This window comes from Tepidamorphus gemmatus (genome assembly GCF_004346195.1).
Lineage (GTDB): Bacteria > Pseudomonadota > Alphaproteobacteria > Rhizobiales > Tepidamorphaceae > Tepidamorphus > Tepidamorphus gemmatus.
Map to the genome: position 1 here is coordinate 97,696 of NZ_SMAK01000002.1, position 12,760 is coordinate 110,455.

Consider the following 12,760-nt stretch of genomic DNA (forward strand, 5'->3'; position numbering starts at 1 on the left):
GCGACCAACCGCGCAAGGTTGCCATTCCCGCCTCATTGCGGCGAATGCGAGGCACCTCGATCAGGCGGCGCCCGACAACCGCTCGAGCGCCTGCGACAGGCGGACGCGTGCCGCCTCGGCTTCCTGGCGCCGCTCGCGCTGCTCCTCGACCACATGCTCGGGCGCGCGCGCGACGAAGCTGGCATTGCCGAGCTTTGCGTCGATCTTGCCAATCTCGTCGACGAGCTTTTGCACTTCCCGCTGCAACCGGGCCCGCTCGGCATCAAGGTCGATGACGTCTGCCAGAGGCAGTGCCGCCGTCGCCTCGCCGACCACGATCTGCACCGAACCGGCCGGCGCGCTGGTCGCCATGGCGACACTCGAGAGCCTCGCAAGTCGCTTCATAAACTCCCTGTAACGATCTATCCTGCCTTCTATTTCAGCGGAGGATGAGATCACGAATAGAGGCAACCGCGCGGCTGTCGGAACGTTCATCTCGGATCGCACCGAGCGAACGGCGCTCACCGCGTCGATCAGCCATTCGACGTCCGCCTTGGCTGTCGCGTCGATGAGTCCCTGCAGTTCCGGCCATGGCGAGAGGGCAAGGACAGTATTTCGCCCGCCGATCCCATCGCCGATCCGCTGCCACAGTTCCTCGGTCACGAATGGCATGAACGGATGCAGGAGCTTGAGGCCCTGGTCGAGAACCCAGGCCGCCGTCGCCCGCGTCTCCACCTTCGCAGCGCCATCCTCGCCGGACAGTACAGGCTTGATGAGTTCCAGATACCAGTCGCAGAACACATTCCAGACGAAACGGTAGGCGGCGCCCGCCGCCTCGTTGAACTTGTAGGCCTCAATCGCTTCGGTGACCGCGCGGGCGGTGGTCTCGACCTCCCCGACGATCCAGCGATCGATCGTTCCCGACACCCTGGCCGGATCGAATCCGGCAACCGGAACACAGCCGTTCATCTCGCAGAAGCGCGCGGCATTCCAAAGCTTTGTCGCGAAGTTCCGGTAGCCCTCGACACGGGATTCCGACAGCTTGATGTCGCGGCCCTGGGCTGCCATCGCCGATAGCGTGAAGCGCAGCGCATCCGCACCATACTTCTCGACAAGATCGATGGGATCGATGACGTTGCCTTTCGACTTCGACATCTTCTGGCCCTTCTCGTCGCGGACCAAGGCATGGATGTAGACGGTGTGGAACGGCACCTCCTTCATGAAGTGCAGCCCCATCATCATCATGCGCGCCACCCAGAAGAAGATGATGTCGAACCCGGTGACCAGCACGTCGGTCTTGTAGTAGCGGCGCAGTTCGGGCGTCTCGTCAGGCCAGCCGAGCGTTGAGAACGGCCACAGCGCCGAGGAGAACCAGGTGTCGAGCACGTCGGGGTCACGCCGCAGGAAGGCGGCGCGGCGCTCCGGATCCTCGGCCAGCGCGGCGGCCTCCTCTTCGCTGATGACCTCGTTCAGCACGTAGTGCGCCAGTGCCGCGGCAGAGGCCTCTTCTTCGGTCTCGGCGACGAAGACGTGACCATCCGGCCCGTACCAGGCGGGGATCTGATGCCCCCACCAGAGCTGGCGCGAGATGCACCAGGGCTGGATGTTGCGCATCCACTCGAAGTAGGTCTTTTCCCAGTTGCGGGGAACGAACACCGTTTCACCCCGCTCCACCGCCTCGATCGCAGGTTTCGCCAGGGTCGCGGCGTCGACATACCACTGATCGGTGAGCCACGGCTCGATGACGACGCCGGACCGGTCGCCGTATGGCACCGTGTGAACGTGGTCTTCGATCTTCTCCAGAAGCCCCAGTGCCTCGAATTCGGCAACCACCTTCCTGCGGGCCTCGAACCTGTCGAGGCCTCGATAGGCGGCGGGGGCCTCGTCGTTGATCCTGCCGTGCGCATCGAGCACGTTGATCATCGGCAGTCCGTGGCGCCGGCCGACCTCGAAGTCGTTGAAGTCGTGGGCCGGCGTGATCTTCACGGCTCCCGACCCTTGCGCGGGGTCGGCGTACTCGTCCGCGATGATCGGTATTTCGCGGCCGACGATCGGCAGGACGACGGTCTTGCCGACAAGATCGGCGTAGCGCGCGTCATCGGGATGAACGGCAACGGCCGTATCGCCCAGCATCGTCTCCGGGCGGGTGGTCGCCACCGTGATCGTCCGCCCCGGCGCGTCCTTGACCGGGTATCGCATATGCCACAGATGGCCCTTCGTCTCGGTCGGCTGCACCTCGAGGTCGGAGATCGCGGTCAGCAGTTTCGGATCCCAGTTGACGAGCCGCTTGTCCTTGTAGATCAGACCCGCCCGGTACAGGTCGACGAACACCTTGACGACGGCCCTCGACAGGCCCTCGTCCATGGTGAAACGTTCGCGCGACCAGTCGCATGAGGCACCGAGCCGGCGGAGCTGGCTCAGGATCATGCCGCCCGACTCGGCCTTCCAGGACCAGACGCGCCGCACGAACTCCTCGCGGCCGAGAGCCTGCCGCGTGGTACCGCTCGACTCGAGCTGACGCTCGACGACCATCTGCGTGGCAATGCCGGCATGATCCGTTCCCGGCTGCCAAAGCACGTCGCGGCCGCGCATCCGCTCGAAACGGACCAGCACGTCCTGCAGCGTGTTGTTCAGGGCATGGCCCATGTGCAGGCTGCCAGTGACATTCGGCGGCGGAATGACGATCGTGTAGGGCTTCGCGGCGAGACGTTCTGGCCGCCCGGCGCGGAACACGCCGGCAGACTCCCACGCCTCGTAGATCCGTGATTCCACCTCTGCAGGCAGGAAGGTCTTGTCGAGCATCGATTTTCTCGTCGCGCGCTGGAGCCGCCGGTCGGCGTGGGAACAAAGCCGAGGCGTCGCGACGAGTCAACCGAGGTGGAGATGAAACCGGAGGGCGACCGGGCTTCAGCGCCGGCCGCGCGACACTCGCTCGATTTCCTCGCGGACCAGCCGTTCGACGAGAACCGGCAGGTTGTCGTCCAGCCACTCCTTCAGCATCGGCCGAAGCATCTCCTTGACCAGATCCTCCAGGGTCTTCGGATCACGCGAGAGAATCGTGTTGGCCAGCCTTCCGAAGGCCGCTGCAACGGCACTGTCCGTCTGCGGCGACATCAGTGGGGAAGACGATTCGGCCACCGGCTCGGCCGGCCGGTCAGCGGCCTGCGATTGCGCCGGTGAGAATGTGTCCCGATTATCCATCTCGCGCGGCGCGGCAGCTGGCGTCGGGGCCGCAGCCGGCCGGGGTGGCGTAGAGGCCTCGATGGGTCGCTCGGCCTGGATCGACCGCCCCCCCGGTACGGTACGCATCGGTTCCTCGTCGGTTCGGAACTGCACGACTTCGGGCTCGACCAGTCGGGTTGCCGGCTCCGGGCGGGCCTGGCGCTCCTCGACCACCGGAGCGACGTCCTCCTCCGGACCGGCATCCACCGAATCGAAATCGAAGTCCGGTGCGACCGTCTCGGGCTTGGCCACCATCGCGTCGGTCAGGTCGAAGATGTCGGCATCATCCGCCGCGGTATCGGCGGCACTCCCTGCCACCGGTTCCGGCACCACTGCAGGCCGCACGGGCATCGGCGCCGCACTGCGCTGAGTGGCAGACGGCGGCGCACTACGCTGAGCCGCAGGAGGAGGCGGCGGCGGTGGTGGCGCCGAGGCCGCCATCTCGTCGCCATCGGAGATGATCCTGCGGATCGACGCGAGGATCTCCTCCATCGTCGGTTCGGGTGCCGGGTTCGGCTTGCTCATGATCCCCCATCTCCGCCGCGAGCAACCGGGGTGCTTCGCCGAATCGTTCGGCGTTCGCATCTCAGGCGACTATGGCACGGCACCCGAGGTTCGCAACCCTGCCCGAACCAAACCCACAGCCATGAATTGCAGCGGGCCGCGACGGTGCAATGCGCTGCCCCTGCCCCGCGCTGCCGCGCGGATCCTCAGTTCCGCTACTGGCCGCTCGGCGTGCGCAGGCCGAACCACTTGTCGCGAACCTGCTGATAGTGGCGTTCGGGCTGGTAGTAGTCCACCGCCAGGGCAAGGCGTTCCGCACTGAGCTGCCCGACGGCCGACAACAGCGCATATGATGCGACGACCCGCGCGCTCTCGGCCTGCACCAGCGACACCCGCGCATCGAGCAGCGTCTGCTCCGCGTTGAGAACGTCGAGCGTGGTCCGCTGACCGACATTGGCTTCTTCCCGCACACCGTTGAGCGCAATCTGGGCAGCCTTCACCTGCGCCTGCGCCGACGCGATCGATGCAGTTGCCGCCTCGAGCGAACCCCATGCCGAGGCAACCGCCTGGCGGACATTGGCGCGCGTCGCATCGATCTGCATCGTCCGCTCAGTCCGCAGCTCCTTGGCTTCGCGGACCTGCGAATACTCGATGCCTCCCTGATAGATCGGGATGGTCAACTGGGCCATGATGCTGGCCGAGGCCGAGCTGTCGACGGAGGCAGACGGGTTGTTCGTGTAGTCGACACTGCCCTGAAGGGTCAGGGTCGGCAGCAGCGTCCCTTCCACGACTTTCACCTGATAGGCGGACGCCTCTTCGGCATAGACCGCCGCGATGATGGCGGGGTGATTCGCCTGGCTGAGCCGGACAGCCTCGTCGAGACTGGACGGCAGGGAGCGCGCCGGCACCGCGGGTGTCAGGTTGACCGGATCACGACCGATGATCTGCCGGTACTGCGCCTTGCTCGTCAGCAGGTCAGCTTCCGCCAGGTTGAGCTGCGTGTAGGCGCCGGACAGCGCCGCCTCCGCTTGGGCGACGTCGGTGTTGGTGACTTCGCCGACCTGAAAACGGTCACGCGTCGCGCGAAGCTGCTCGGTCAATACCTCGATGTTCTGGCGCTGCAGTTCGACGATCGCCTGGTTGGTCAGGACCGCCATGTAGACCTGTACGCTGTCGAACAGGACGTTCTGCTCGGTATTGCTCAGAGAGGCCCGGTTGGCTCGAACCGTCGCCTCGGCCTGCTTGGTCGAATTGACCGTCCGGAAACCGCGGAACAGCGGCTGGGTGACCGTCACGCCGATCGTCGACGTCGTAAGGTCGAGACTGCCCCCCGGGGTCGTCGAGGTGTGGCTCTGGCGGACGGCCCCTTCTCCGAAGACCTGGGGACGCCAGCCCGACAACGCCTGCGGCACGAGTTCGTCAACCGCGCGCAGATTCGCCCGCGCAGCGTTCAACGTCGGATTGCTGACATAGGCGGAGGACAGCGCGGACATCAATGTCTCGGCTTGCGCGCCCTGCCCGGCGATCATGCCTGCAGCCAAGAGGGCCGCCGCGAGCAGATGTCTTCCCGCGCCGACCGTCAGAGCCGGACTCGAATCGACTTTGGCCATCACAACCCGGCGACGCTGAACCCTGTCACGTCCGTCCTTTGCCGGACGGTTGCAGGAACTATAGCGGCTCGCGCTGTCTGGAGAAGAGAGCGCCCGCCGGCGGATGGGAATTTGCCACGCCGGTGGGGTATATTCGCCACACCGGCTGCGAGTACAGTCCCGGTCGGCGGCAGCGCCGCGACGGCGCAACGGCGACTGTCGACCAGCACTCAGAACACGAACTCGACTGCCTTGCGAAATCCCGGCAGCGGCTGAACGTTGATGTCGAAGTCGACGCGTGACGAGATTTCACCGCCGCTCTTGGTGAACAGCGTCGCCTTGCCGATCGGTCCGTGCATCACAGGCGCAACCAGCCGCCCCCCGTCGCGGAGCTGCCGCAACAGCGCCTCCGGCACGACCTCGACCGCGCCCTCTAGCACGATCACGTCGAAGGGGGCCTGCCGCGGGCATCCCGCGGACAGTTCCCCGGTCAAGACGGCGGCATTGCCGATGCCAAGCTCGATCAGCAGTTGATCGGCCCGGGCCGCGAGTTCCGCCTCGCATTCGAGGCCGACGGCCGACTCGCCGAGGCGGGCGAGGACCGCCGTCGAGTAACCGGTGCCGCAGCCGACATCGAGCACCAGGTCCTCGGGCCGGACGCCCGCCAGCTGCACAAGCCGGGCGAACGGCATCGGTTCCATCAGCCAACGATGGCGACCGGGCCCGCTCTCGGCGAACGGCACGTCCTCGTCGATATAGGCGAGCTCCCGAATGGTCGGCGCGACGAAGCGCTCCCGGGGGATCTCCAGCATCGCCGCGATCAGTCGCCGGTCAGTCACATTGTTGGTTCGAACCTGCGATTCGACCATGTTGCGCCGCGCCAGTTCGAAATCGCTCATGCCTGTCTCTCCCGCCTCGACCGTCACGGCCGCACGCTCCGGCGCCCACGCATTGGCCCGGCGCGCACGCTATAGCATAGCCTGATCAGGCGCAGCCAGCCGCCGTCGTCCACGACCGGCAAGGCTGCAGGCTGACGTTTCGCACTTGCTTAAGCGCAAGCCCCCCAATATGTATCGCTCCCGGTCGGCCACGTGGCGGAGTGGTGACGCAGCGGACTGCAAATCCGTGTACCCCGGTTCGATTCCGGGCGTGGCCTCCAAGCTTGATCGATTCGCGCAGATCAGCGGCGGCGTTGACGCAGCCGCGTCGACTTGCGGCCGACCCAGACGTCGGTCCTGCGGCGCATTCGCCGCACCGGCGGCAGATCGACCGACAGCAGCAGCAATCCCAACGGCGCCATCCAGAAGCCGAGTATCGGCAGGAAGCCGAACAGTCCGCCGATCACCAGCAGCACGCCCAGCATCAAACGCAGCCATCTCGAGCGCGGCACGGGAAACTGCCGTCCGGCAACCGAGATCGTTCGCGGCCGCTCGCCAATCCGTTCCGGACCGGCTTGGGGATGTTCAGCTTCCAATCGCCCCTCCTCGGGCACCATCGAGGACTGGCACCTATATGGAGACGATCCTGGTCGCAACGAAGGTTCCGCGACAAGCGCTTTGCATCCCGGCGAAGGTTTGGTATAGGCGTCCGCGTCGGTGCCAGGCACCTGATCCCCGGTAGCTCAGTGGTAGAGCAATCGGCTGTTAACCGATTGGTCGCTGGTTCGAATCCGGCCCGGGGAGCCACCCATTCCTGAACGCCTGCTCAATGTCGCGCGGTCCGATCGCCTCGAATCGGCTGCGCCGCGCCTTGCCACAGCCTATTCCAGAACGTAGCCACTGCCGTTCAGAACGATCCGTCGACCGTTGATCAGGGCAACCTCGGTGATGGCCCGCCCGTCCTCGTCGATCCTGTGGGTCGGGATGCCGGCGACGAGAGGGTGGAACTGCAGCAGATGCGTCCAAACCGCCGGAAACGCCAGACCCTCTGCGCGCGCAGCCTCACACGCTGCAACCAGGTCGGGAGCCCCATCCCGGGCGACGCCTTTTCGCATTGTCGTACGGGTCCGATTTCGACGCGCGGCAATCTGGCGTACCTCATCAAACGGCGGATTGATCTGGATCAAAGTTCGACGTTTCGATCCGAGCCCATCCTGATCATTTGCCGGACAGTCGCGACCGCGTCCGGACCACAGGTTGCATCGGGTTTGCAGAAGGCGTCGTGCAGCGCATCGACGACGACCAGCACTTCGGGTCTGGCAATCCGGTAGTAGACGGTGGTGCCGTCCCGGCGCGCCTCCACCAGACCGTCGGATCGCAGCCGCATCAGTTGCTGCGACATGCGCACCTGCTCGATTCCGAGCTCCTGCCGGAGTTCGGCAACCGATTTCTCCTGGTGACTCAGCGCGCATAGCACCAGCAGGCGCTGCGGGTGCGACAGGCTGCGCATCAGGTCGGCTGCCTGTTTCGCCGCCGGGATCAAATCCTTTACATTCATATTCTTGAATTTAATATTTCTGAATGTTACATGCAAGCAAGAGGGGCGGAGTCTCCGAGCTGCCGACCGGTAGGTCCGGCCCGGACGCACACCCCAGACAGGGAGTTCGTTTCATGTCGCTCGATCGTGCCGTTCTGATGTTCGCGGGCTTCGTGGTGCTCGTGTCGCTCGCGCTCGGCTTCTACGTGTCGCCGTACTGGTATCTGCTGACGGCGTTCGCCGGTCTCAACATGATCCAGGCCTCGCTGACCGGGTTCTGCCCGGCAGCGATCGTCTTCCGCAAGCTCGGCGTCAAGCCGGGCACCGCCTTCAACTGACCGCGACGACGCGTCCGGACGATACAGGGCAATGTGTTGCGCCATGCAGGGCCTCCAATCGCGGGCGGTCGGTCTGCTTGCCCTCGCGCTCGTCGCCGGGCCGGCGACGGCTGCCGATTTTGAGGTGAAGGAGATCACCATCCCCGAGCTCAAGGCCGTGTTCGGGCAGATCGAGAGTCGCACCGTGGTTCCCGCCCGCGCCCGCATTGGCGGCACCGTCACCGAAATCCTGGTCGACGAAGGGCGCGAGGTCAGAGATGGCGAGGTCATCGCGCGTGTTGTCGACGACAAGATCGCCCTGGAGCTGAGCGCCGCCGAGGCCCGCATCCGCGCGCTCGAATCCCAGCTCGACAATGCCAGTACGGAGCTCGAGCGGGCCCAGCAGCTGCTCGGACGCGGCGTGACGACACAGAGTCGCGTCGACCAGGCTCAGACGACCTTCGACGTCATCACCAACCAGATCGCCGCGGCCATCGCCGACCGCTCGGTGATCGAACAGCGCAGTCGCGAGGGCGATGTCCTAGCCCCGGCTACCGGCCGGGTGCTGTCCGTGCCGGTGACGCAGGGTTCGGTGGTGCTGCCCGGCGAGCCGATAGCGCGCATCGCCACCGGCCGCTATTTCCTGCGCCTGTCGCTGCCGGAGCGCCACGCAGCCGCGATCGTGGAGGGCGACGAGGTTATGATAGGCCGGCGAGGTCTTGCGGCCAACCAGTCCGGGCGCCTCGCAGCGGCCACGCCTGGCAGGATCGTCAAGGTCTATCCCGAGATCGCGGACGGCCGTGTCATTGCCGACGTCGACGTCGCCGATATCGGCGACTACTTCGTCGGCGAGCGTACGCTGGTCTCGATTCCGATCGGCAGGCGCAGGGTGCTGGCCGTTCCGGCAGCCGCCGTCGTCACCCGGCACGGTGTCGACTACGTTGCGCTGCGCGCCGAGAAGGGCATCGCCGAAGTCGCGGTCATCCTCGGCGAGCGTTTCGAGGGTGAGGACGGGCCGATGGTCGAGATCCTCACCGGTCTCGAGGCGGGCGACCGGATCATCCTGCCATGAAGCTCGGAATCGCCGGGAACCTGACGCGGGCGTTCATCACCTCGCCGCTGACGCCGCTGTTCCTCGTCGCCTCCTTCACGGTGGGCCTGATCGCGCTGGTCACCCTGCCGCGCGAGGAAGAGCCGCAGATCTCGGTGCCGATGGTCGACATCCATGTCCAGGCCAACGGCCTCAGGGCCGAGGACGCGGTCAAGCTCGTCACCGAGCCCCTGGAAACCATCGTCAAGAGCATCGACGGTGTCGAGCACGTCTATTCGCAGACCGTCGATGACGGTGCGGTGGTGACGGCGCGGTTCCTGGTCGGCACCAGCTCGGACGCCGCGATTCTGCGCGTGCACGAGAAGGTGCGCGCCAACATGGACCGCATTCCGGTCGGCGTGCCCGAACCTCTGATCGTCGGACGGGGCATCGACGATGTGGCGATCGTCGTTGTCACCCTGACACCTGCGCCGTCTTCTGCCGAGCGCTGGACGGCGAACGGACTGACGCGGCTTGCCCGCGAGCTGCAGATCGAGATCGCCAAGCTGCCCGCCGTGGGCCTGACCTACATCGTCGGCGAGCAACCGGAGGAGATCCGCGTCGAACCCGACCCCGAGCGCCTGTCGCTCTACGGCATCACGCTGCAGCAATTGGCCGGCAAGATCGAGGGAGCGAACCGGGCGTTCCGGATCGGCCAGGTGCGTGATGCCGGCCAGCAGCGCGCGCTGATCGCGGGACAGACCCTCCAGACGCTCCCGGACATCGGCAACCTGCTGCTGACCGCCCGTGACGGCCGTCCCGTATATGTCCGTGACGTCGCCGACGTGGTCCTGGCCACAGATACTCGCGAAAGTCGCGTCAGCGACATCCGTCGCACCGCCTCCGGGCTGGAGCGTACGCCCGCGGTTTCGCTCGCCATCGCCAAGAAGCCGGGAACGAACGCGGTGATGATCTCCGAGGAGATCATCGAGCGGCTGCACCAGATCCGGGGAGAGATCTTTCCCGCCGACATCGAGATGACGGTGACCCGGAACTACGGCGAGACCGCCAACGAGAAGGCGAACGAGCTGCTGTTCCATCTCGGCCTTGCGACCGTTTCCATCGTGCTGCTGGTGATGGTCTCGATCGGCTGGCGCGAGGCGATCGTTGTGGCGGTGGTGATCCCGACCACGATCCTGCTGACACTGTTCGCGTCCTGGATCATGGGCTACACCCTCAACCGTGTCAGCCTGTTCGCTCTGATCTTCTCGATCGGCATTCTCGTCGACGATGCCATCGTCGTCATCGAGAACATCGCCCGTCACTGGGCGATGCATGACGGCAGGCCGCGCGCCCAGGCCGCCATCGAAGCGGTTGCCGAGGTTGGCAATCCGACCATCGTGGCCACCCTGACCGTCATCGCCGCGCTTCTGCCGATGCTGTTCGTCTCGGGGATGATGGGGCCGTATATGAGCCCGATCCCGGCGAACGCCTCGGCCGCGATGCTGTTCTCGTTCTTCGTCGCCGTCATCCTCACGCCGTGGCTGATGATGAAGGTCGACGGCCGCGGGCCGGGCGCGGTGCACGGAGCTGACAGCCATGGCGGCCACGGGGCGCTCGGCCGGGTTTATGTCGCGGTGGCGCGACCGATCATCGCTACGCGCTGGCGGGCTTGGCTGTTCCTGATCCTCGTCGGGATCGCGACGATCGGCTCGCTGTCGCTGTTCTACACCCGGGACGTCACCGTCAAGCTGCTGCCCTTTGACAACAAGCCCGACCTGCAGGTCGTCGTCGACCTGCCGGAAGGCTCCTCCGTGGAAGCCACCGACCGGACGCTTCAGACCATCGTGGCCGGCCTGGCGGACGTGCCCGAAATCGTCTCGTTCCAGACCTATGCCGGCACCGCGGCGCCCTTCAACTTCAATGGACTGGTCCGTCACTACTACCTGCGCGCCGCACCGGAAATGGGCGACATCCAGGTCAATCTCGTCGAGAAGAGCCATCGCGACCGCGCAAGCCATGACATCGCCCTTGATCTTCGCGAGCGCATACGTGCGCTGGAGCTGCCACCCGGAACCGCCGTCAAGGTCGTCGAGCCGCCGCCCGGACCGCCCGTGCTCGCCACCCTGCTGGCCGAGATCTACGGGCCCGATCCGCAGACCCGCAGAGCGGTCGCAACGAAGGTGCGCGAAGCTTTCGAAGCGGTGCCCTTCATCGTCGATGTCGACGATTCATTCGGCCAGCCCACCGAGCGGGTGCGGATAGCGGTGGATCAGGACAATCTCGAGTATCACCGCGTGGAGCAGGCGGACGTGTATGACGCGATCCGGTATCTCTACGCCGGCGCGACGGTCGGCTATTCCCATCGCGGTGGCGGCCGACCCCCGATCCCGATCCGACTGGCGCTGTCGAAAGGAGCGCAGGTGGTGGATGCCCGCGCGCTGGCAACCCCTGTCCCGGCCAACGCGCTGCCCGGCGAACGCGACATCATCGAGCTTGGCGATGTCGTCACGGTGTCGCGCGAGTTGTCATCCCACCCGATCTTCCGCCGTAACGGCCGTCCCGCGGAGATGGTAATGGCCGAACTCGCCGGCGACTACGAGGCACCGATCTACGGGATGCTCGCGGTCTCCGACGCCCTTGCGGCGATCGACTGGGGAGATCTGCCGCGGCCGGAGATTGCCCTCCACGGCCAGCCAGCCGACGAATCACGGACCACGCTGCTCTGGGATGGCGAATGGGAAGTCACCTGGGTCACGTTCCGCGACATGGGCGCAGCGTTCATGATCGCCATCCTCGGCATATACGTGCTGGTCGTCGCCCAGTTCCATTCCTTCAAGCTGCCACTGGTCATTCTGACACCGATCCCGCTGACCTTCATCGGCATCGTGTTCGGCCACTGGCTGTTCGCTGCGCCGTTCACCGCAACCTCGATGATCGGGTTCATCGCGCTCGCAGGCATCATCGTGCGCAACTCGATCCTGCTGGTCGATTTCATCCGCCACGCCCCGCCAGGTGCGGCAACCCTGCAGGAGGTGCTGCTGGAGGCAGGCGCCATCCGCTTCAAGCCGATCCTGCTCACCGCGATTGCCGCGATGATCGGAGCGGCGGTGATCCTGGCCGACCCGATCTTCCAGGGGCTGGCGATCTCGCTGCTGTTCGGGCTCGCCTCTTCGACCGCCCTCACCGTGCTGGTGATCCCGTCAATTTATGTCGCACTCAAGCGCGGCTACCCGCGTCGGGCAGCAACGGTCTAGACCACAAGTCTTCTTTCGATTGAGGAGTTTACGATGACCTACTACTTTGCCAGACAGCTCAGCTGCGGTTTCGACGAGGCGATCGCCCGGACGACCGAAGCGCTGCAGAAGGCCGGCTTCGGAATCATCACCGAAATCGACGTCACCGCGACCCTGAAGAAGAAGATCGGCGCCGATTTCCGCAACTACCGGATTCTCGGCGCCTGCAACCCGACCATCGCGCACGAGGCGCTCAAGATCGAGGACAAGATCGGCACGATGCTGCCCTGCAACGTCATCGTGCAGGACATCGGCGGTGGACAGGTGGAGGTCGCCGCCATCGATCCGGTCGCCTCGATGCAGGCGGTTGCGAATCCGGCGTTGCGCGAACCTGCCACCAGGGTGCAGGCCATGCTGAAGAAGGTCGTGGACACGCTGTAGCCGCTGGGCGATCCGATCGGGCAGCCG

Annotated in this window: 10 protein-coding genes, 2 tRNA genes and 1 pseudogene; 6 read left to right on the forward strand and 7 right to left on the reverse strand. The window is 65.7% G+C overall.

All coding sequences use genetic code 11. The features are described from left to right. Positions 1-60: 60 nt before the first annotated feature. The 4 genes and pseudogenes from EDC22_RS03365 to EDC22_RS03380 all read right to left on the reverse strand — a co-directional run bounded on the left by EDC22_RS03365 (position 61) and on the right by EDC22_RS03380 (position 6,193). Positions 61-2,781: a valine--tRNA ligase gene (locus EDC22_RS03365; RefSeq protein WP_132805211.1), complete on the reverse strand. Its 2,721-nt coding sequence runs from the start codon at positions 2,779-2,781 to the stop codon at positions 61-63. Positions 2,782-2,886: 105 nt separating this feature from the next. Continuing rightward, positions 2,887-3,099 (reverse strand): annotated as a pseudogene (locus tag EDC22_RS18280) (PopZ family protein); the annotation flags it as partial. Between the two features lie 821 nt (positions 3,100-3,920). Next, positions 3,921-5,504 carry a TolC family outer membrane protein gene (locus EDC22_RS03375; RefSeq protein WP_245499611.1) on the reverse strand — a complete coding sequence of 528 codons (1,584 nt, stop codon included), beginning with the start codon at positions 5,502-5,504 and terminating at the stop codon, positions 3,921-3,923. Between the two features lie 20 nt (positions 5,505-5,524). Further along, on the reverse strand, positions 5,525-6,193 hold the full coding sequence (locus tag EDC22_RS03380; protein WP_132805213.1) for a protein-L-isoaspartate O-methyltransferase family protein: 669 nt from the start codon (positions 6,191-6,193) through the stop codon (positions 5,525-5,527). 186 nt (positions 6,194-6,379) lie between these two features. Here EDC22_RS03380 and EDC22_RS03385 point away from each other — a divergent pair. Continuing rightward, positions 6,380-6,453 (forward strand) — tRNA-Cys (locus tag EDC22_RS03385). 21 nt (positions 6,454-6,474) lie between these two features. Here EDC22_RS03385 and EDC22_RS18285 read toward each other — a convergent pair. Beyond that, positions 6,475-6,657, reverse strand: coding sequence for a hypothetical protein (locus EDC22_RS18285; protein WP_425385505.1), 183 nt, complete (start codon positions 6,655-6,657; stop codon positions 6,475-6,477). Between the two features lie 247 nt (positions 6,658-6,904). On the opposite strand from EDC22_RS18285, the gene EDC22_RS03395 reads away from it, so the two are divergent. Next, a tRNA-Asn gene (locus tag EDC22_RS03395) sits at positions 6,905-6,979 on the forward strand. A 74-nt stretch (positions 6,980-7,053) separates the two neighbouring features. Here EDC22_RS03395 and EDC22_RS03400 read toward each other — a convergent pair. Together EDC22_RS03400 and EDC22_RS03405 are read right to left on the reverse strand one after the other, a co-directional pair. Further along, positions 7,054-7,287: a hypothetical protein gene (locus tag EDC22_RS03400; RefSeq protein ID WP_132805214.1), complete on the reverse strand. Its 234-nt coding sequence runs from the start codon at positions 7,285-7,287 to the stop codon at positions 7,054-7,056. Between the two features lie 68 nt (positions 7,288-7,355). Continuing rightward, positions 7,356-7,682 (reverse strand): ArsR/SmtB family transcription factor, encoded by a 327-nt coding sequence (locus tag EDC22_RS03405; protein WP_245499612.1) that lies wholly within the window; start codon positions 7,680-7,682, stop codon positions 7,356-7,358. Between the two features lie 161 nt (positions 7,683-7,843). Here EDC22_RS03405 and EDC22_RS03410 point away from each other — a divergent pair, with 161 nt between their 5' ends. The 4 genes from EDC22_RS03410 to EDC22_RS03425 are packed head-to-tail and all read left to right on the forward strand — an operon-like array spanning position 7,844 to position 12,733. Beyond that, positions 7,844-8,047: a YgaP family membrane protein gene (locus tag EDC22_RS03410; RefSeq protein WP_132805215.1), complete on the forward strand. Its 204-nt coding sequence runs from the start codon at positions 7,844-7,846 to the stop codon at positions 8,045-8,047. A gap of 43 nt (positions 8,048-8,090) precedes the next feature. Next, a complete protein-coding gene (locus tag EDC22_RS03415; protein WP_132805216.1) occupies positions 8,091-9,098 on the forward strand; it encodes an efflux RND transporter periplasmic adaptor subunit in 1,008 nt (335 codons plus the stop codon). Further along, the gene (locus EDC22_RS03420; RefSeq protein WP_132805217.1) at positions 9,095-12,313 is read left to right on the forward strand and encodes an efflux RND transporter permease subunit; all 3,219 of its coding nucleotides are present in this window, start codon (positions 9,095-9,097) and stop codon (positions 12,311-12,313) included. Before EDC22_RS03415 ends, EDC22_RS03420 begins: the two co-directional genes overlap by 4 nt. A gap of 33 nt (positions 12,314-12,346) precedes the next feature. Next, positions 12,347-12,733 carry a DUF302 domain-containing protein gene (locus EDC22_RS03425; RefSeq protein WP_132805218.1) on the forward strand — a complete coding sequence of 129 codons (387 nt, stop codon included), beginning with the start codon at positions 12,347-12,349 and terminating at the stop codon, positions 12,731-12,733. Positions 12,734-12,760: the final 27 nt, after the last annotated feature.

What these genes read in the sequence shown, in the direction of transcription:
- EDC22_RS03365 (WP_132805211.1), bottom strand. Translation starts at nt 2,781, where the DNA reads ATGCTCGACAAGACCTTCCTGCCTGCAGAGGTGGAATCACGGATCTAC.
- EDC22_RS03380 (WP_132805213.1), bottom strand. Translation starts at nt 6,193, where the DNA reads ATGAGCGATTTCGAACTGGCGCGGCGCAACATGGTCGAATCGCAGGTT.
- EDC22_RS18285 (WP_425385505.1), bottom strand. Translation starts at nt 6,657, where the DNA reads ATGCTGGGCGTGCTGCTGGTGATCGGCGGACTGTTCGGCTTCCTGCCG.
- EDC22_RS03400 (WP_132805214.1), bottom strand. Translation starts at nt 7,287, where the DNA reads ATGCGAAAAGGCGTCGCCCGGGATGGGGCTCCCGACCTGGTTGCAGCG.
- EDC22_RS03405 (WP_245499612.1), bottom strand. Translation starts at nt 7,682, where the DNA reads ATGCGCAGCCTGTCGCACCCGCAGCGCCTGCTGGTGCTATGCGCGCTG.
- EDC22_RS03410 (WP_132805215.1), top strand. Translation starts at nt 7,844, where the DNA reads ATGTCGCTCGATCGTGCCGTTCTGATGTTCGCGGGCTTCGTGGTGCTC.
- EDC22_RS03415 (WP_132805216.1), top strand. Translation starts at nt 8,091, where the DNA reads ATGCAGGGCCTCCAATCGCGGGCGGTCGGTCTGCTTGCCCTCGCGCTC.
- EDC22_RS03420 (WP_132805217.1), top strand. Translation starts at nt 9,095, where the DNA reads ATGAAGCTCGGAATCGCCGGGAACCTGACGCGGGCGTTCATCACCTCG.
- EDC22_RS03425 (WP_132805218.1), top strand. Translation starts at nt 12,347, where the DNA reads ATGACCTACTACTTTGCCAGACAGCTCAGCTGCGGTTTCGACGAGGCG.